We start from the raw sequence: 17,484 nt of genomic DNA, 5'->3' as shown, positions 1-17,484 counted from the left end.
CCGGATTAGTTCGGGCCGTCACCGGGCGTTACGCCCGCGACTCGAGCACTTCCACCGCCGGCAGCGTCTTGCCTTCGAGGAACTCGAGGAACGCGCCGCCGCCGGTCGAGATATAGCTGACCTTGTCGTGAATGCCGTACTTCGCGATGGCCGCGAGCGTGTCGCCGCCGCCCGCGATCGAGAACGCCGACGAATTCGCGATGGCCTGCGCCAGCGTCTTCGTGCCGTTGCCGAACTGGTCGAATTCGAACACGCCAACCGGGCCGTTCCACACGATGGTGCCGGCCGTCGCGAGCTGCGCGGCGAGCGCCTTCGCGGTGTCCGGGCCGATGTCGAGGATCATGTCGTCGTCGGCGATATCGGCGACGGGCTTCGTTTCGGCCTTCGCGGTCGCGGCGAATTCCTTCGCGGTCACGACATCGCTCGGAATGGGCACCGACGCGCCGCGCGCACGCGCCTCTCCGATGATCTCCTTCGCTTCGCCGACGAGATCCGCTTCAGCCAGCGACTTGCCGATCTTGAGGCCCGAGGCCAGCATGAACGTGTTCGCGATGCCGCCGCCGACGATCAGCTGATCGACCTTCTCGGCGAGCGACTTCAGAATGGTCAGCTTGGTCGACACTTTCGAGCCCGCGACGATGGCCACGAGCGGGCGCTTCGGGTTGCCGAGCGCCTTGCCGAGCGCGTCGAGCTCGGCGGCGAGCAGCGGTCCCGCGCACGCGACCGGCGCGTATTTCGCGATGCCGTGCGTGGTCGCTTCGGCGCGGTGCGCGGTGCCGAACGCGTCGTTGACATAGATATCGCAGAGCTTCGCGAGCTTCTGCGCGAGGCCGTCGTCGTTCTTCTTCTCGCCCTTGTTGCAGCGGCAATTCTCGAGCAGCACGACGCTGCCGGGCTGCACGTCCACGCCGTCCACCCAGTCCGCGACAAGCGGCACGTCACGGCCGAGCAGCTCGGACAGACGCGCCGCGACCGGCGCGAGCGAGTCTTCCGGCTTGAACTGGCCTTCGGTCGGGCGGCCGAGGTGCGACGTGACCATCACGGCCGCGCCGGCGTCGAGCGCCGCCTTGATCGCCGGGACCGAGGCGCGCACGCGGGTGTCCTCGGTGATGTTGCCGGCGTCGTCCTGCGGAACATTGAGGTCCGCGCGGATGAACACGCGCTTGCCGGAGACTTTGCCTTCGGCGATCAGATCGGTGAAACGCAGTACTTTCGTCATGGGAGTCAACGTTAGTCAGAAAAGCGGTTCGGGCGAAGATGGCCGGAAGAGCACCGGCCGGTTCGTTGAATATTCGGCGCGGGGCCTGAAAACGGAAACGGGGAACTGAAAGACGCGCAAGCGGAACGAGCAGCGCGCGCCTCGACGGACGACGACGTCTGCTCGCAACGGGCGAAACGACATCGAGCTTGTCGCGGAGCGCGAGCGTTGATGTCGCCGGGCGCCGCCGTCACGGCAATTCCTGACCGCGCCTGCCGCGCAAGGATGCCGTGGTTCGGGGGAGACGCGGGAGAAAGGAAGCTGGAGAAGACGCAGGAAACCCAAAGACACGGGCGCGGCGGACAAGCCGGAGGCGGCGAGCTTCGGAACCGATGCGGTGACTGCCGGACTCACTTTCGACCTCGCTCCATGCGACAGGAAAGACCGTCATTTTAACCGATCGCCCCGGCCGCTCTAGCCGGTGATTCTTGATTCCGCGTATTTGGCGAGAGCGTGGCCGAACCGCGGCGGCCGCCTCGCCTTGCCTCGCCGGAATAAACCGCCCGAAAATCGACGCTGTTTTTTCACGTTCGCGGCGAAAGGCAAATTATAGCGGCGTGAAAGGCGCTTCCCCTCCAGACCGAATGTGAAAAGACGCTAAAATGATGGACTTTGACCGCCCCCGAAGCCCGCAGCCCCGGCAACGGGCGGAGCGCACGGATTCATCGTGGTTTAACGGGATTCATCGAATTTCTGAACGAGACAGCTAGGAGAACCGTATGTCAATGGCCGACCGCGACGGCAAGATCTGGATGGATGGCAAGCTGATCGACTGGCGAGACGCCAACATCCACGTTCTGACGCACACGCTGCACTACGGCATGGGCGTATTCGAGGGCGTGCGCGCGTACAAGACCGCGCAGGGAACGGCCATTTTCCGCCTGAAGGAGCACACCAAGCGTCTTCTGAACTCGGCGAAGATCTTCCAGATGGAAGTGCCTATCGACCACGCGACGCTCGAAGCCGCGCAACTCGAAGTCGTGCGCGAGAACAAGCTCGAATCGTGCTATATCCGCCCGATCATCTGGGTCGGTTCGGAAAAGCTCGGCGTCTCGGCGAAGGGCAACACCATTCACGTGGCCATCGCCGCGTGGCCGTGGGGCGCGTATCTCGGCGAAGACGGGCTGGCGAAGGGCATCCGCGTGAAGACGTCGTCGTTCACGCGCCATCACGTCAACGTGTCGATGGTGCGCGCGAAGGCGTCCGGCTGGTACGTGAACTCGATTCTCGCGAATCAGGAAGCCGTCACCGACGGTTACGACGAAGCCCTGCTGCTCGACGTGGACGGCTACGTGTCCGAAGGCTCCGGCGAAAACTTCTTCCTCGTGAACAACGGCAAGCTGTACACCCCGGACTTGTCGTCGTGCCTCGACGGCATTACGCGCGACACGGTCATCACGCTGGCGCGCGACTTCGGCATTCCGGTCATCGAAAAGCGCATCACGCGCGACGAAGTCTATACGTGCGACGAAGCGTTCTTCACCGGCACCGCCGCCGAAGTCACGCCGATCCGCGAACTCGACAACCGCACGATCGGCGCGGGCAAGCGCGGCCCGATCACGGAGAAGCTGCAGAGCGCGTTCTTCGACGTAGTCGGCGGCAAGAACGAAAAGTACGCGAGCTGGCTCGCAAAAGTCTGACGCAGCGCGGCGGGCCACGCGGCTCGCCTTCATGCGACAGACGACAGCAACGAACGACATTGAAAGAGAGTGCAATGAGCGACCTGAAGGAAATGCCGCTGGTGGAATTGTCGGCGAAAGATATTCCCGCGTTCTGCCCGAATCCGAAGATGCAACGCTGGAGCGCGCATCCCCGCGTGTTTCTCGACGTGACGCACGGCGAAGCGCGCTGCCCGTATTGCGGCACGCGCTACAAACTGAAGGACGGCGAAGTCATCAAGGGCCACTGAACGCGCCGAAGTATTTGCGAGTCATTCGCGAGCGTCGGCGGATGTGCGCGTGCCGGTTCCTGCCGGGCGCGCGCTTTCGTTCCCCGCGTTGGCTTGCTCGCACGCCGTCGCCATGACATCCCCACGACCGACGCCTCGCCGCCCGTTGCGGCGAGGCGCCTATATTCTGAGATCGGAAAACGACTGATGCGCCGTGCGCTGGTTATTGCACCGAACTGGATCGGTGACGCGTTGATGGCGCAGCCGCTGTTCACGCTTTTGCGAAAGCTCCATCCGCGCATCGCGATCGATGCCGTCGCGCCGACGTGGGTCGCGCCCGTGCTCGAACGCATGCCCGAGATTCGCGACGTCTACGCGACGGACCTCGCGCACGGCAAGCTGCAACTGCTGCGCCGCTGGCAGCTCGCGAGCGACTTGCGCGATGTCGGCTACGACGCCGCGTACGTGCTGCCCAACTCCGCCAAGTCCGCGCTCATTCCGTGGATGGCGGGCATCCGGCTGCGCATCGGCTACAAGGGCGAGAGCCGCTACGGGCTTTTGAACGTGCGCCATCCGAATCCGCCGAAGACCGAGCGCCCGCCGATGACCGCGCAGTACGCCGCGCTCGCCTATGCGCCGGGTGCGAAGCTGCCGTTCGTCGACCGATTCGCGCAAGCGCAGGACGCAGAGGCGACCGACGCGCAGCTCCTGCCCGTGCCGCGCCTCGAATCCGATCCGAACGAAGCGGTGCGCGTGTCGGCGCGCTTTAATCTCGATACGCGCGCGCCGCTCGTCGTGTTCTGCCCCGGCGCGGAGTACGGTCCGGCGAAACGCTGGCCGCCGGAGCATTTCGCGTCGCTCGCGCAGTTCGTCGCACAGTCGTTTCCGTACGCGCGCATCGTCGCGCTCGGCTCCAAGAAGGATTCGGCGGTCGCGCAGGCCATCGCGGAACGCGCGCCGAACGTGCGCAATCTGTGCGGTCAGACATCGCTCGGCGAAGCCTGCGCGCTGATCGCGCGAGCGAGCGCCGTCGTCACCAACGACTCCGGCCTGATGCACGTCGCCGCAGCGCTCAGGCGGCCGCTCGTCGCGGTGTACGGCTCGACCGATCCGCGCCACACGCCGCCCTTGTCTGACGTCGCAAAGGTACAATGGCTCCACCTTGAATGCAGTCCGTGCTTTGCCCGCGAGTGTCCGCTCGGCCATCTGAACTGCCTTCGCGAACTCTCCGCCGAACAGGTTTTCGGCGATCTGCGCGGCATGCTGCTCGCGCATCGTTGACGCGCCACGCTTGCGCTGCGGCGCGGCTTTGCGGCGGCATCGGCTTTTCGTGTGCGGGCGCGGACACGCGAGTGTCTCCGAACGGAGGCATGCTTTGAACCATGACCGATGCGGCACGCCACCGTGACACGGCGTTGCGCACCGAATGCCAGAGACCCACGAGCCCATGCCACGTTTCGCCCGCCTATTCGAAGCCGCCGCCGACACTCTCAACGCTTACTATCAGGCGGTCGCGGACAACAGCATCGACGCTGTGATGTCGCTTTGGATCGACGAGGAATTCGCCACCTGCATCTGCGCGGACGGCACGCATCTGCACGGTCTCGAGAGCATTCGCGCGGGCCTCGGCAAGCAGTTCGGCGCGCAGGCCGTCACCATCGAGCCGCTCGACATTCGCGTGTACGACAGCCTCGGAACCGCCGTGTATGCCATTGCAGAGGCGCATCAGCCGGCCGGGACCGCCGCGCCGCGCATGATCTTCACGACTTATGTGATGGTCCACGAGCGCGGCGAATGGCGCATCGCGCATATCCACGCGAGCGAAATGCCGATCGAAGCGGCCGGCCAGTTCGCCGCGAAGCTGCGTCACGGGCAAGGACCGCTGCACTGAACGACCGCAGTCAGGAAGCACAGAAAGACGCACGCCGGGGAGAAGGCCATGAAGCGCGATCCGTTGTTGAAACACGATTCGTCGTTCGTGGACAAGGCGCCCGCCGTCGCGCTGAAGGAAACGGCGCAGGCTGCGGGCCGCGTGCTGGCCGAACCCGTCTCTCAATGGCTCTACAGCGCGCCGCGCTGGCTGCCGACGAGCCACGCGCAAACCATCGTCCCCGCGCTTTTCGGGCGCAAGCCGGCGGTGCGCTACCGGCGTGAACGGTGGGATACGCCGGACGGCGATTTCATCGACGTGGACTGGCTCGCGCACGATGACGCCGCGCGTCCGGCATCGATTGCTTCTTTATCGACTGCTCCGCTTCTGGTGCTGTTTCACGGCCTCGAAGGCAACTCCGATTCCCACTACGCCCGCACGATGATGGCCGCCGCCCATGCGCGCGGCTGGCACGGCGTGGTGCCGCACTTTCGCAGCTGCAGCGGGCCGTTGAACCGGCTGCCGCGCTTCTATCACCTCGCGGATGGCGCGGAAGTCGACTGGATTCTGCGGCGTCTGCGCGAAACGCACGCGGGGCCGATCGTCGCGGCGGGCGTGTCGCTCGGCGGCAACGTGCTTTTGCATTGGCTGTGCGAACGCGGCACGGACGCGTCGCTGGTGAGCGCCGCCGCCGCCATTTCCGCGCCGCTCGATGTTCACGCGGGCGGCCAGGCGATCTCGCAGGGCTTCGGCATGATCTATACGCGCAGCTTCCTGAAGTCGCTGAAAAAGAAGGCGCTCGCGAAGCTCGACCAGTATCCGGGCCTGTACGACCGCAACGCGGTGCTCGCCGCGCGCACGCTCCATGAATTCGACAATGTCGTCACCGCGCCGCTGCACGGTTTTCGCGACACCGACCATTACTGGTCCACGGCGACCATCCGAGCGCAACTCAATCGCATCGAGGTGCCGACGCTCGTGCTGAACGCCCGCAACGATCCGTTCCTGCCCGAGCGCGCGCTGCCTTCGCAGGCGGAAGTATCGGCGTCCGTCACGCTGGATCAACCGAACCACGGCGGCCATGTCGGCTTCATGACGGGGCCGTTTCCGGGACGCATCGACTGGCTTTCGTCGCGTGTGTTCGGCTATCTCGAACACTTTCTTCCGGGCGAATGAATCATGGATGAGATCGTCAAGCAGGCGCTGGCCAAATGGCCCAACGTGCCGCATTGCACGGGGTGGCTGCTGCTCGACCGGCGCGGCCAGTGGCGCATGCGCGATGAGGCGGCGCAGGCTGCGGGCGCGCTCGGCGATCCCATTCGCCATGAGGCGCTGATTGGCTTCATCAACCGCAACTACGAGCGCGACGCCGACGGCCAATGGTTCTTCCAGAACGGGCCGCAGCGCGTGTATGTGGAGCTGGCTTACACGCCGTGGATCGTGCGGCTTTCCGCGATGGACGGCGCATTGCGGCTGACCGACCACACCGGCGCGCCGTTCGAGCCGGCGCACGCGTGGCTGGACGACGAAGGCGCCCTGCTCTTCTCCGACGACGCCACGCCGCCGCGCGTCGCCGCACTGCACGATCACGATCTGGAGCTGTTCTCGAGTCACGCCACGTTCGATGACGCTCCGCGCGGCGGCGTCTTCCATTGGCGCGACGAAACCGACTTGCCGTTGCGGCCTCTGAAGCGCGCGGAAGTCGGGACGCGCTTCGGTTTCGTCGCGAGTCCGGCTGCGCGCGCCGCGTCGAGAGCGTGAAGCGTCAGCTCTTCTTCTCCTCGGCGCGCTCTTCCTTGTAGCGCGCTTCGAAGTCGCGCAGCCTCGCCGAAATCGTCGAGAGGTCGTAGAAGCTCGCGGTTTTGACATCGCGTGCTTCCTTCAACTGTCGGATCGCGGACGGCCACGCGCCGTCGAGCGCGAGTTTCTCGGCCATCGCCTGATGCTGGCGAAGCGGATCGTTGAGGCCCGCGCTTGCCTGCGCGAGATAGAGCCACCAGTCGGCACGCGCCGGTTCGGCGCGCGTTTCGCGGCGCGCGAGCGTCTGCGCTTCCTCGTAGCGATGCGCGGCGATCAGCGATTGCAGATGCACGTCGAGTGCCGCGTGCGAATTCGGCCAGCGCGTCTGCGCGATATCGGCGAGGCGCGCGGCGGCGTCGTAACGGCCCGCACGACGCGCGATGTCGGCGGCGAGCACGTCGAGACTCGGCGTGCTGCGGGCGGCGTGCTGCGCGACGACGCGCACGGGCGGAAGCGCGATGGGCGGGCTTTCAGCGGCGGGCGGCGCGGTGGGTTCGGCGTTGGTGGGGTTCAATGCGCCGTATGCGCTGCTGCTGAGGAGCGAGGACATCGAGACTGCTGGCGGCAAGGGCTTCGCGGGAGCAGCGGTTTGTGGGGTTGGGCCGTTTGTGGACGCGCCTTGCACGTTGGCTGATTGAGAGGACTGCGTTCCGTCGCTATGCGTCGATGAGCGCGGCGCTTCCGTCGCGGCGCGAGCGTTCGCCGCTGAAGCGGGCGCGTTTCGAACGTTGGCTGCTTGTGAAGATCGCGCTTCGTCGCCACGCGCAGGCGCACGCGGACCGTCCGTCGATGCGCGAGCGTTGGCCGCTGAAACGGACGCGCCTTGAACATTGGCTGCTTGAGAAGATAGCGTTCCGGCGCCAACCACGGGCGCACGCGGAACTGGGTTTCCGACGCGAGCGTTGGCCGCTGATGCGGACTCGCCTTGAACGTTGATTGCTTGAGAAGATCGCGCTTCGTCGCTATGCGTCGATGAGCGCGGCGCTTCCGTCGCGGCGCGAGCGTCCGCCGCTGAACCCGACACGCCGCGCGCCGATGCGGCGACGCCTTCGCCTTGCGCCCTCGACGCACGCTTTTGCTGCTGCGGGCGGCGCTGATCGTCGGAACGCGCATCGCGCTTTTCAGCGCCCTCGACGCTCTGCGCCAGTTCGCGCCGCGCCTGCACCGAAGCCGCCGCCGTGCTGGCCTCATCGCCTTCGAAGACCCGCCGCGCTCTCGCGAGCGCATCGTTGGCCGCGTCGTAATCGCCCATCAGCGACCGCGCCAGCGCAATGCCATACCAGTTCGCGGCGGGATTCAGCGCGGTTTGATCGTCGATTTCGGATTTGAGGCGGCTCGCAACCTCGCGATAGTCGCTCGCGTAATTCACCTGAAGCACGCGCGCCCGGGCGCGCACGAACGCATATTCCGGCGATTGCCGCGGCTGCCGGTACGGCACGCGCCGGGCACGGTCCTCCATATCGGCGATCCGCTCGGTCGTCAGCGGATGCGTGCGCGCGTAGGGCGGTACGCCGTTATCGGCCATCGACGCGCGGTCGAGCCGCTCGAAAAACGCCGTCATGGCGTAGGGATCGTAGCCGGCGGCCGCGAGCATCTGGAAGCCGACGCGATCCGCCTCGTGCTCGGCTGCCCGCGAGAAGCGCAACTGATTGTCGACGGCGAAGGCCTGCCCACCCATCGCGATGCCCATGCCGAGATCGCCGCTGCGCGCCATCACGCCCGCGAGCAGCCCGGCGAGCATGGCCGCGAGCGCCGCGTAGCTGCTCTTTTCCTGCGCGCTGATCATGCGCGCAATGTGGCGCTGAAGCACGTGCCCCATCTCGTGCCCGATGACGGACGCGAGTTCCGATTCCGTCTGCGTCGCCGAAATCAGCCCGGTGTCGACGCCGACGAAGCCGCCGGGCATCGAGAACGCGTTGATCTGAGGATCGCGCACGGCGAAGAGTTCGAAGTCCGGGCGATAGCCGCCGAGGTACTGCGTCGCGGCGGCGGCGGAAAGCTTCGATGCGATGGAGTCGAGATAGTCGCGTATCAGCCAGTCGTCGAGGTAGTCCGGATCGGCGCGGACTTCGCGCATCATCCGCTCGCCGAGTTTGCGCTCCGCCTGTGGCGATAGCGTGCCGCCGGAACCGTCGCCGAGGTCCGGCAGTTGGACGGAAGAAAGCGGCGCGCGCAGGCCGGCCATCGCGCCCGGCCGATTGGCGAAGCGGCTTTCGGCGCCGCCGTAGACCCCGAATACGCCGTCGGCGACGGTTCCGGCGGCACGCTATCGCCACAGGCCACGTTGGAGGCCAAGTACGTTCTGCTCCAACGGCGGCAATGACGCTGTCTCTTGGGCTATGCGATTTATCTCGTCGTCTGCCACACGCAGTTGAGAATCGATAGAACTGACCGCGGGATGCTCGACCGTGTAGCGAGATAGAAGCTCCCGTCGCTTTTCTTCAAGATCTACCCGTCGCCGCTGTGCTTCCACCGATCGGCGAAGCAAGGTTGTCGCCTCGTCGCCAAGGCTGACTGTGCCGTGCTGCGCCCGGTATGCATTGAGTGTCCGTTCTGACGCTTCAACTCGGCTCTTGAGTTCAGGCAATTGCTGACGAAGAAAGTTAAGTGAACGTGCAATCTCCTCAGACTTTCGCTGTAGATCCTGTTTCAAATAAGCGTCGGCGATCGCGTTGAGAACCGCCGCCGCGCCAACCGGGTCAGCCGCGTCATAAGAGGCGCGTATAACGTCTGCGTCCTTTCCTTTGTCTGTAATAGATAATTTGCTACGGACGGCTCCGACAACCTCGACCCGAGAAAATCGCTTAACGATGAACCTTGCGCCGGCCTGAGCTTCGAGCGCGTTCACCTGTATATCAAGGGGTCCCCACGGCGTGGTCGCATGCACATCGCGTCCGATGATGCCGTGAACCCTGATATCACCGTAGACAAGCTCATAAGTGCGTAAGGTCGATATGGTGATTTCGAACGGACGGCCATACAGGCTCGGCGGAACATCGAAACGGGAGACATCGATTTTTTCCTGGCCCCACACGTATCCGCCGGGCCACGGGTTCGAGACGCCACGTACGTAGCGGGCGATGAATTCTCCGATTACTGGAACATAGCGCGGCGACGCGTTGACGACGAGCTTGAGCTTGTCAACGGCTTGACCGACCACGAGACGCGATCCTAGTACTTCCATTTCACCAGTGGAGTCCGACTTTGCGTCGAACATTGTCGACACATCGCCGTACACGTCTTTCGATGTGTCGCGCTGAACCCTTTCGAGCTGGACAAGAATGTCTGCCCGGTAGACGGGCTTCGCGATGAACGCGTAACCGGCACCAGCCAGGGCGATCGAGACCGCGACCATGGCGACCAGCCTCCTTCCGTCGTAGATCGCGTCAACGTGCGACATGACATGGCGAGGTGGATCGTTCGTGGCCACCTTCTGGCTTAACGCTACCTCTTGTCTCATGGCTGCTCCGGCGGATTGATCGTTAAGCTAACAGACAACCGTAACGCTACTTCCATTGGTTGCCGAGGCAGTCATTGCAATCGTATCTGGGACGGCGCTTCGCGCTCTAATCCTCAGTGGATATCGCTGTTGCATCCAGAACCATTCGGTTTCCTACATATACGAACGAAGGATAGCAGGGGCGATACTTCTGCTCAAGACGCATACATATTGTTATTGCAATCGGTGTGTGGTCGACCGCCTATACCGGACTTGCTAACACACGCGCACTTGCCTTGTTCGGACCTGCCTAGCGTGAGCACCTATTTTGTTCTGGCCGACACTACATCATCGTGATTCCTTAATTTGCAGCCGTTACAATAGCCATTCGAGGGTTACCCTCCTCCGTACGTCGCACCCTTTCCATAGTGACGGGTGATGCCAGTTCAAAACTTTTACCACATACGATCGTGCTATCTACCAAGGCGTTGCTGAGAGAGTCATTGGCGCAACTCATCTCATTGCTGGGCATTGACCGTGCAACGCGCGCCCTACTGTGGCGGGACCGCGTGGCAGTCCTCGTCTACCATGACCCCAAGCCGCAGGTGCTCGACGAACACCTGAGCTATCTCAGGTCCATATGCGACCTGGTTCCTCTTTCCGCTGTGCAAGAACCCGGAAACGGCGTCCCTCGCGCGGCCATAACGTTAGACGACGGCAATATCGGCAATGCCGACTTGCTACCGGTTTTCATACGCCACAATGTTCGTCCCACTATCTTCTTATGTAGTCAGTTCGTCGCAAAACCACGGAAACACTGGTGGCTGTACTCCGGCGCGACGCCGGCGGGTGTCGAGCGCCTGAAGCGGCTCACTAATGCAGAGCGCCTTGCTGAGTTAGCTACCGCGGGATACAGACAGGACGAGTTCAACGAAGCGTCGGGGTTGACGCTCCATCAGATCTCAGAAATGCGACCGTACGTTGATTTCCAAGCTCACACTCGGTTTCACCCTATTCTGACACGGTGCGATGATAAAGAGTGCTATTCCGAAATCGCGGATTGCAAGTCAGAGTTAGAGTCATTGATCGGGGAGAAATGTGAACATTTCGCATTTCCGAACGGCAACTACACGGGACGGGAACTTAGTTTCATTAAAGCGGCCGGTTACATGACGGCCCGCACCTGCAACCTCGGATGGAACAGCGTTCACACAGATCCCTATCAGCTCAAGGCCGTTATCATCGACGACGATGCGTCGCTGCGATTGTTCGCGGCGCAGCTAACATGTATTCCTGTCTTTTTGCGCTACGTCCGTCATGGGCGAAATTTCAGCGGCAAGTCCCCCCAGTTCTGAGGAACCATCGTCTTTGCCTAAACGAGTGCAACGTTGGGAGTGCTAATCTACGTGGCTATTTTTGCGTCACCGTAAAAACTAGCTGCGGGCCGTTGTCGCAGATCAGGCTATTGTCCTGCTTCAAGCAAACGGCCGTCTCACTATCGCGGCAGACCGAAACAGAGTGATCGTCGAACTTCGCGGCTCCGCGCGATGCTGACCGGTTCCGTACGAGATTCGGTGCCTCCTTTGCCGTCTAGCGCGCCAGACGACGCGTAAGTACAGGGGGATACTGCATCGCTTGCTCGACGGCTAATGTGGCCTACCGCACAATGGGCCACGCTGCAATTATTCAGACTGAGTAAGTTTTGCCTCAACCCGGTCAATGGCGCATCGATAGTGCGCTGCGTTGATGGCCGGTCGCCGCTGTGAGGTCCGCTTGGAGGAAGAGAATGAGTGCTTTCAGTCATTGGTTGCAGCGGTCCAGCTGCTGCACGAACGTCCGGTTAGTTATTTTGGCGGTGCGACTATATGTATTGAGCGAAGGCTGGGCCAAGTGCACGGCTCTGAGCTTAGCGCGGACTACATGACCGCATTTTGCTTCGGTTAATTCGCCGCTTCTCCGCATCGGGGCTGCCGTAGCTGCGTCCGCTAGGCAGCAACTCGCTAACACGCCACCGGAGAAATAGGCAGGGCAAATGCCAGCGCGAGCCTTTATGGTAAAGGCCGCGGCAGCACTGCCGACTCGGTGGTGGATGGCTTCTCAACGCTCGTGCTGGCCGCGAGCCTTCCGTGATCTGATATGGTGAGCGCTTTTCTAGATACCACCTCACAGCCCTTGTCGCAAAGTGTGCCATCGACCGCAGGAGGGGCAACCCGGGAGATGCTGAGCGCTCGTTACCCCGGACATTTCGTTGCCGTCGTTGACAATAACAAACTTCTCGTCAATCGAGGCGCCGCTCTGGATGGTTGGCGATGCACATTTCGCTAGTGCAATCCGGGTTCGCGGTGTAGAGAGCACTTCGTTTGGGTTGAACCCGGACGCAGCTCCTGGCGCGCTCGTGCCACTGACAATTAAAACGTTTTGCGTGGTGCCTCCTCCGGCACCGTCAAAGGTTTGTACGGCAACGCCGTCGATAACGAGTGGAACGGTTACGGGTGGAAAGCCTGATGTGCGGCGGTCGCCGTGAGGATTTTGAGCGCCTGCGCAGCAGTCACAAGCCGTGGTCATGTCGATGGCAACGGCTCCAATGCGTGCGGCCACGCACTCGGGTAGCTGCTCGAAGAACGCGCGTGCTGTCTCCCGTGAGCGCCCGGGCCCAATCCAGAGCACCTGACGGTTGATTCGATTGACCACTAGGGTGGCGTAGCGATGCCCTTTATGCATGGCAAACTCGTCGATTTCACGCCGCACGGCCCGCCCGCGTCGTCCGCTAACCCGCGCCATGTTGCTTCCGTTGCCAATTGAGACCGCCAGTAAGATGTGCCTGGCCATCCATCTTGCGCTCGCCGCATGCCGGCGCGAAGGAAGCGGAGCGGCTTATCAGTTCAACGAGCTGCTGCGCGTGTTTTACATGACACTTTTCCTTCAGGAGAACGGCTTCGGCGCGCTTCCGCTAAAGTTGTACGCGCGTGCCGAGAAGAACTTGAATGCACGTCTGTCTCGCGGGAAACATGGCGACCATTGGTTCATTGACGCCGAAACTCCGACCGTTTTTGAGAAAGTTCTGCAGCTGCATGATGAGCAGTTGCGCCGCATCACCTATCGTGACCTGGCATTCGCACGAGAACGGATCGAGGGCTTCATCAGAAGCGCCCGAGTTTCTCCGCTGGGTGACGACGTGCGCCTTGCGATACGGGAATCGCAGGCTAACAGCAGCGAAACGAGCTAACGACAATGCCAGCGCAACGCGCTCATCACCGTCAGCGCCTGTTCCGTGAAGAGCGGTGGACGCGCGCAGCTATGGGGCTAACGCCGTCGAACAATGCGAGACAGGCGCGCCACCAGTCGCATTCCTCACGAGCTCGACAGTTTCTGCCGAAGCCTCTTGCGCTTGTTCTCAGCAGTCAGCATGCGTGTGACGAGACCCGAGAGCAGTGTAGGCGCGCCGGCCTTCTGGCAATAAGCATCAAAGCTGCCTTCGACATTGCCGGCTCTAACGACTGACTGATCCAGCGCAGTGAACGCAATGATGCCGATTTTCGAAGTAGACGGTCGTTGACGCAATAGGACGGCAAGAGGGAAGCCGTTAATTTCCGGCATGTTGATGTCGAGCACCGCGATGTCGGGAACCCATGTCTCCATCAATTGCAGTGCGGCGAGCGCACTATAGACGCACCGTGCGTCGAATCCGTCCGTCGCAAAAGCCGCCGTCAGAGCTTCTGCCCCTGGCTCGTAATCATCGACGACCAATAAACGCAGAGCTCGCGCGTGCCGTGGTTCGACGGTGCGGTCAGACCAGATAGCGGTTCGATGCGCAAACATGCGTTGTCTGTTCCAAGGGCTAGGTCGAATAGTACAACAGACGGAAGCGTGTCCGTTATAATTCGGTCTCTTCGCTACAACATCTGTTGTTAAACAGGCCTGCTTCATGGACGCATAGCGCTCTGCTGCCTGCGACTTTCCGTCTGCTTTCACAGCGTCCGGCTCCCGAATCGACAAATAGCCTCGGGGTGCCGAGCCGTGACAATCCGCCGAGGCTTCAGGCGCCCAGCGTTATGTTGCGTCTTTCATTCTTCGCGCTGCAGAAAGGTCGACAAACAACAAACAGACCTTGCGGTGTCCTCCGTGAAGGCGCTTAAGCATGCCTTAATCAGAATTTGCTAGGATGCCGCCCGACGCCGTACTCATCGGGTCTGGTTACCGCAGTTGAGTGACGCGCTTACGCCCTGCGATCGCATTTAATGGCGGCAATTGATGACCATTGGACCATTGGAATTGCGACGTTGGCCGATACGCAGCGTTTAATTCGAGTACCGCACAGCGTTCTGGTAAAGGAAGTGGAAAATCACACGTGCATTACTGGTCGTGCCGTCAAACAGCAGCGAGCGGCCGAACTGCGGGTAGCGCGTCACGGCAGACGGCAGAGCGGCTCGATCGTGATCGAGTTTGTGATCCTGTTGCCATTCTTACTCATGGTGCTGTTCGGCATCATTGACGCGAGCGCGCTGATGTACGACAAAGCCGCGCTTACCAACGCGGCCCGCACTGCTGCACGGGCAGGCACGTGCCTGAGCGTTCCGCCGCTTACGGTGTCTCAGATTACGGCGGTGGCAAACACGGCGTTGCAAGGTTCGCTATTGAGTGGCAATACGAGCGATGTGGCAACGGTTAGTGTCGATCAGTCCAGCGGAACGGCAACCGGCAGCCCACTCACGGTCACCCTCTCCTACTCATATCAAGGTCTCTTTATGGGTTCGGCGTTGACGACGATCACCGGCCCCATCGTGCTGTCCGCTACCGCCGTGATGAACTACGAGTGAACAGCGTCCTCGTCCGACCTCGCCAAAAGCTGCATGACGGTCGTCGCCGCCGGCCGGAGCGCTGCCTTGCACCTCGCGTGCGCCGATCCGTCGCCTACCAGCGCGGCTCGATGTCCATCGCCATGTTGTTCTCGCTCAGTATGGCGCTCATGGTAGGTGCCCTGGCAATTGATATCGGGCATCTCTTTCTTGCTCACGCTGAGCTTCAAACAGCAGCCGATGCCGCGGCGCTTACAGGGGCGGGTTCCTTGCTCGCCGGCGGGAGCAGCCCAAACTGGAGCAGTGCGCAGGCTGCGGCCCTGAAGGGCGTCAGTCTCAACGCATCAGACGGAACAACGCTGACGCAAGGTTCCATTGCCAGCGGTTACTGGAACTTAACGGGCTCGCCCGCCGGCCTGCAAGCGCAGAGCATTACACCGGGAACATACGACGCGCCTGCCGTGCAAGTCACCGTATCGCGCGCAACCGGTATCAATGGTGGCCCCGTCGCTTTCTTTTTTGCCGGGCTCTTCGGTATAAGCAGCGGCCCGGCCAGTGCGACCGCTGCGGCAGTCGTCGCTGCGCCCGGAACGGTCGCGCCGAATGCACTGTTTCCGGTTGCCATCGGCCAGTGCATTTACAGCCAGTACTGGAACGCGCAGTCTGGGACGCCTACGACGGATAGCACCGGCATGCCCTATGAGGTGCAGATTGGCAACGGCCAGCTCTACAACGGGTGCGAAGCCGGTCAATGGACCTCGTTTCAAGCCAACGTCAACGACGTGCCGACTGTGCGGGGCCTGATTACGGACGGCAATAGCACCTCGCTCAGCATTGGCGATTCAATTTGGATCCAGTCCGGCATCAAGACGACCATCTACTCGTACGTCCCAACGAATGTCGATGTGCTGGTCCCTGTCGTCGACCAAACGACGAGCGCAACGCATCCCATCATTGCCTTCGCCGCATTCCACATTGACAGTGCATCCGGCGGTAACGACAAGGCGATCGTTGGCCACTTTATCGCGGGTTACAAGGTCGCAGCAATGTCCGGTGCGGTTGGACCGTACTATGGAGCTTATGTGCCGCCGCGGCTTGTCGAGTGATAGGCGGCCGTACCTGACGGGCAGGCGGGACTGCGCAAGGTGCGCATCTCCCGCCATGCTCGCCTTTGCGTTAGAACGAGAAGTTGACGTTCGTGGCGCCGGCGGCGCTCAAATCCACCTGCGACGACTTGGCCCCGCCGGACTCCGGGTCGGCTTCGATCGTGTACTTGCCGGCGGCTGAACCTGCTGCGGCAAAGGCAATAGGAAGCGTCGCGCTGTACACGCCGTCGTACGCGGGAGTTGAGGGAAGCGTGAGTGCATACGCGCCAGAATCGCCGTTGGTGTTGACGGACGCGACTGCAAACGATGTGCCGTTGAAAGCTTGCAACGCACGAATTGTGGCGTTAGACGTCACTGGCGTCACCGTTCCGGTGACAGTTTGGTCCGTTGAAGCCGGTAGGGAAATCGGTGCCGACGAGTTAGAGACAACCGTGGTCGAGCCGGCGCTGACGGGAACCGACTGGATGACTCCGGTCGCGAAGCCGTTTTGCACGATCACGACATCGTACCGGGTGCTCGCGCCGGTTTGTGGAAGAGGCGTCAGCATGAAGCTGCCTTTCGAGTCTGCGACAGTGCCTCGAACAACGACCCCGTTTTGCTCTGCCAACACAGTGGCCCCCGCCTCAGTGGATGCCACTGCCCCGGAAATGGACCCGCTGGTCGCCGTCGGCGTTGCAGTCACTACCGGCTTCAGGCTGTAGGTGCCGTTACCGCGTTTCACTATCGAGCTGCAGGCGTTGAAGTCGAGCACAACGTCAAGTCAACGCAGCGGGCGCGACAGTAAACTGTCCGACCACTTTATATCCGGTCTGCGTCGCGCTCGGCGTAGAAAGTGCCGTTTCGGCGTCACCCGTCGGCACGACGGAATTGACCAACTGATCAGTTGAGTTCGCCGCGAGCATCAGCCGGATTTGCTGGTAGCTGCCCGCAGTCAATGCCGTCTGCCCCAACTGTTGCAGCGCGCCGTTCGTCAACGACAGCAGGTCGACTTTCTGTGGCGACGCCGGAGTTATGGTGCTCCACCCAGCATCGCTGTCACCGGCCTGAGCGCTTGCGTTAATCCGGACGGAGGAAACGGTGACATAGACGTGATCAAAGCCGCAAGCGGGGGCATCGGTCAGGGCCATGTTGACGCTTCCGCTTGAACTGGTCGCGGTGCCGCTACCACCACTGGCGGTACTCCCGCCGCTATTACCGGCAAGGCCACTGCTATTGCCGCCCCCGCAAGCGACTAGCACCGTAAGCGCGGCCAAGACGGCTGCCAAGGACCTTTGCAACCTGACCATCGAATTCTCCTTTCTTTACACTTTGAACATCTGTGATTTGC

Annotated in this window: 14 protein-coding genes and 2 pseudogenes; 10 read left to right on the top strand and 6 right to left on the bottom strand. The window is 62.2% G+C overall.

What is annotated here, in order from left to right; genetic code table 11:
- Positions 1-28 precede the first annotated feature (28 nt).
- A complete protein-coding gene (locus tag GV035_RS12350; protein WP_159835381.1) occupies positions 29-1,219 on the bottom strand; it encodes a phosphoglycerate kinase in 1,191 nt (396 codons plus the stop codon).
- A 758-nt stretch (positions 1,220-1,977) separates the two neighbouring features.
- On the opposite strand from GV035_RS12350, the gene GV035_RS12345 reads away from it, so the two are divergent.
- From GV035_RS12345 to GV035_RS12320, 6 genes are all read left to right on the top strand, one after another.
- The gene (locus tag GV035_RS12345) at positions 1,978-2,898 is read left to right on the top strand and encodes a branched-chain amino acid transaminase (protein WP_159835380.1); all 921 of its coding nucleotides are present in this window, start codon (positions 1,978-1,980) and stop codon (positions 2,896-2,898) included.
- Positions 2,899-2,972: 74 nt separating this feature from the next.
- A complete protein-coding gene (locus GV035_RS12340) occupies positions 2,973-3,167 on the top strand; it encodes a zinc-finger domain-containing protein (protein WP_159835379.1) in 195 nt (64 codons plus the stop codon).
- Between the two features lie 186 nt (positions 3,168-3,353).
- The gene (waaF, locus tag GV035_RS12335; protein WP_159835378.1) at positions 3,354-4,427 is read left to right on the top strand and encodes a lipopolysaccharide heptosyltransferase II; all 1,074 of its coding nucleotides are present in this window, start codon (positions 3,354-3,356) and stop codon (positions 4,425-4,427) included.
- A gap of 166 nt (positions 4,428-4,593) precedes the next feature.
- A complete protein-coding gene (locus tag GV035_RS12330; protein ID WP_159835377.1) occupies positions 4,594-5,037 on the top strand; it encodes a nuclear transport factor 2 family protein in 444 nt (147 codons plus the stop codon).
- A 48-nt stretch (positions 5,038-5,085) separates the two neighbouring features.
- Positions 5,086-6,192, top strand: coding sequence for a YheT family hydrolase (locus GV035_RS12325; protein WP_159835376.1), 1,107 nt, complete (start codon positions 5,086-5,088; stop codon positions 6,190-6,192).
- A gap of 3 nt (positions 6,193-6,195) precedes the next feature.
- Complete coding sequence (locus tag GV035_RS12320; protein WP_159835375.1) at positions 6,196-6,777, top strand: DUF2946 family protein; 582 nt, start codon at positions 6,196-6,198, stop codon at positions 6,775-6,777.
- Between the two features lie 4 nt (positions 6,778-6,781).
- Here GV035_RS12320 and GV035_RS29470 read toward each other — a convergent pair whose 3' ends face one another.
- Positions 6,782-9,001 carry a M48 family metalloprotease gene (locus tag GV035_RS29470; protein WP_236572593.1) on the bottom strand — a complete coding sequence of 740 codons (2,220 nt, stop codon included), beginning with the start codon at positions 8,999-9,001 and terminating at the stop codon, positions 6,782-6,784.
- An 81-nt stretch (positions 9,002-9,082) separates the two neighbouring features.
- Positions 9,083-10,276, bottom strand: a complete 1,194-nt coding sequence (locus GV035_RS12305) for a Wzz/FepE/Etk N-terminal domain-containing protein (RefSeq protein ID WP_159835374.1) — start codon at positions 10,274-10,276, stop codon at positions 9,083-9,085.
- A 482-nt stretch (positions 10,277-10,758) separates the two neighbouring features.
- Between GV035_RS12305 and GV035_RS12300 the strand changes: the two genes are divergently transcribed.
- On the top strand, positions 10,759-11,610 hold the full coding sequence (locus tag GV035_RS12300) for a polysaccharide deacetylase family protein (RefSeq protein ID WP_328698917.1): 852 nt from the start codon (positions 10,759-10,761) through the stop codon (positions 11,608-11,610).
- A gap of 1,159 nt (positions 11,611-12,769) precedes the next feature.
- Here the strand turns inward: GV035_RS12300 and GV035_RS12295 are convergent.
- Positions 12,770-12,991, bottom strand: a pseudogene (locus GV035_RS12295) (transposase); the annotation flags it as partial.
- Here GV035_RS12295 and GV035_RS12290 point away from each other — a divergent pair.
- Positions 12,975-13,481 carry a hypothetical protein gene (locus GV035_RS12290; protein ID WP_201304058.1) on the top strand — a complete coding sequence of 169 codons (507 nt, stop codon included), beginning with the start codon at positions 12,975-12,977 and terminating at the stop codon, positions 13,479-13,481. The pseudogene GV035_RS12295 and the gene GV035_RS12290 overlap by 17 nt on opposite strands.
- Positions 13,482-13,606: 125 nt before the next feature.
- On the opposite strand, the gene GV035_RS12285 is transcribed toward GV035_RS12290, so the two are convergent.
- Complete coding sequence (locus tag GV035_RS12285) at positions 13,607-14,074, bottom strand: response regulator (protein ID WP_159835371.1); 468 nt, start codon at positions 14,072-14,074, stop codon at positions 13,607-13,609.
- A 572-nt stretch (positions 14,075-14,646) separates the two neighbouring features.
- On the opposite strand from GV035_RS12285, the gene GV035_RS29465 reads away from it, so the two are divergent.
- Entirely contained in the window at positions 14,647-15,072 is a 426-nt protein-coding gene (locus tag GV035_RS29465) for a TadE/TadG family type IV pilus assembly protein (protein WP_268892286.1), read from the top strand.
- Between the two features lie 110 nt (positions 15,073-15,182).
- Positions 15,183-16,157, top strand: coding sequence for a TadG family pilus assembly protein (locus tag GV035_RS12275; RefSeq protein ID WP_159835369.1), 975 nt, complete (start codon positions 15,183-15,185; stop codon positions 16,155-16,157).
- Positions 16,158-16,227: 70 nt separating this feature from the next.
- Here GV035_RS12275 and GV035_RS12270 read toward each other — a convergent pair.
- Positions 16,228-17,443: pseudogene (locus tag GV035_RS12270) on the bottom strand (DUF4382 domain-containing protein).
- Positions 17,444-17,484 lie beyond the last annotated feature (41 nt).

Source organism: Burkholderia sp. 8Y, from assembly GCF_902506145.1.
Classification (GTDB): Bacteria; Pseudomonadota; Gammaproteobacteria; order Burkholderiales; family Burkholderiaceae; genus Caballeronia.
The sequence above is the reverse complement of the archived record's forward strand: the minus strand, read 5'-3'. Positions and strand labels throughout refer to the sequence as shown.

Bases quoted from the DNA above. Each gene is read 5' to 3' on its own strand.
- GV035_RS12350 (WP_159835381.1), bottom strand. From the start codon at position 1,219: ATGACGAAAGTACTGCGTTTCACCGATCTGATCGCCGAAGGCAAAGTC.
- GV035_RS12345 (WP_159835380.1), top strand. From the start codon at position 1,978: ATGTCAATGGCCGACCGCGACGGCAAGATCTGGATGGATGGCAAGCTG.
- GV035_RS12340 (WP_159835379.1), top strand. From the start codon at position 2,973: ATGAGCGACCTGAAGGAAATGCCGCTGGTGGAATTGTCGGCGAAAGAT.
- waaF (WP_159835378.1), top strand. From the start codon at position 3,354: ATGCGCCGTGCGCTGGTTATTGCACCGAACTGGATCGGTGACGCGTTG.
- GV035_RS12330 (WP_159835377.1), top strand. From the start codon at position 4,594: ATGCCACGTTTCGCCCGCCTATTCGAAGCCGCCGCCGACACTCTCAAC.
- GV035_RS12325 (WP_159835376.1), top strand. From the start codon at position 5,086: ATGAAGCGCGATCCGTTGTTGAAACACGATTCGTCGTTCGTGGACAAG.
- GV035_RS12320 (WP_159835375.1), top strand. From the start codon at position 6,196: ATGGATGAGATCGTCAAGCAGGCGCTGGCCAAATGGCCCAACGTGCCG.
- GV035_RS29470 (WP_236572593.1), bottom strand. From the start codon at position 9,001: ATGGCCGGCCTGCGCGCGCCGCTTTCTTCCGTCCAACTGCCGGACCTC.
- GV035_RS12305 (WP_159835374.1), bottom strand. From the start codon at position 10,276: ATGAGACAAGAGGTAGCGTTAAGCCAGAAGGTGGCCACGAACGATCCA.
- GV035_RS12290 (WP_201304058.1), top strand. From the start codon at position 12,975: ATGGCAAACTCGTCGATTTCACGCCGCACGGCCCGCCCGCGTCGTCCG.
- GV035_RS12285 (WP_159835371.1), bottom strand. From the start codon at position 14,074: ATGTTTGCGCATCGAACCGCTATCTGGTCTGACCGCACCGTCGAACCA.
- GV035_RS12275 (WP_159835369.1), top strand. From the start codon at position 15,183: ATGTCCATCGCCATGTTGTTCTCGCTCAGTATGGCGCTCATGGTAGGT.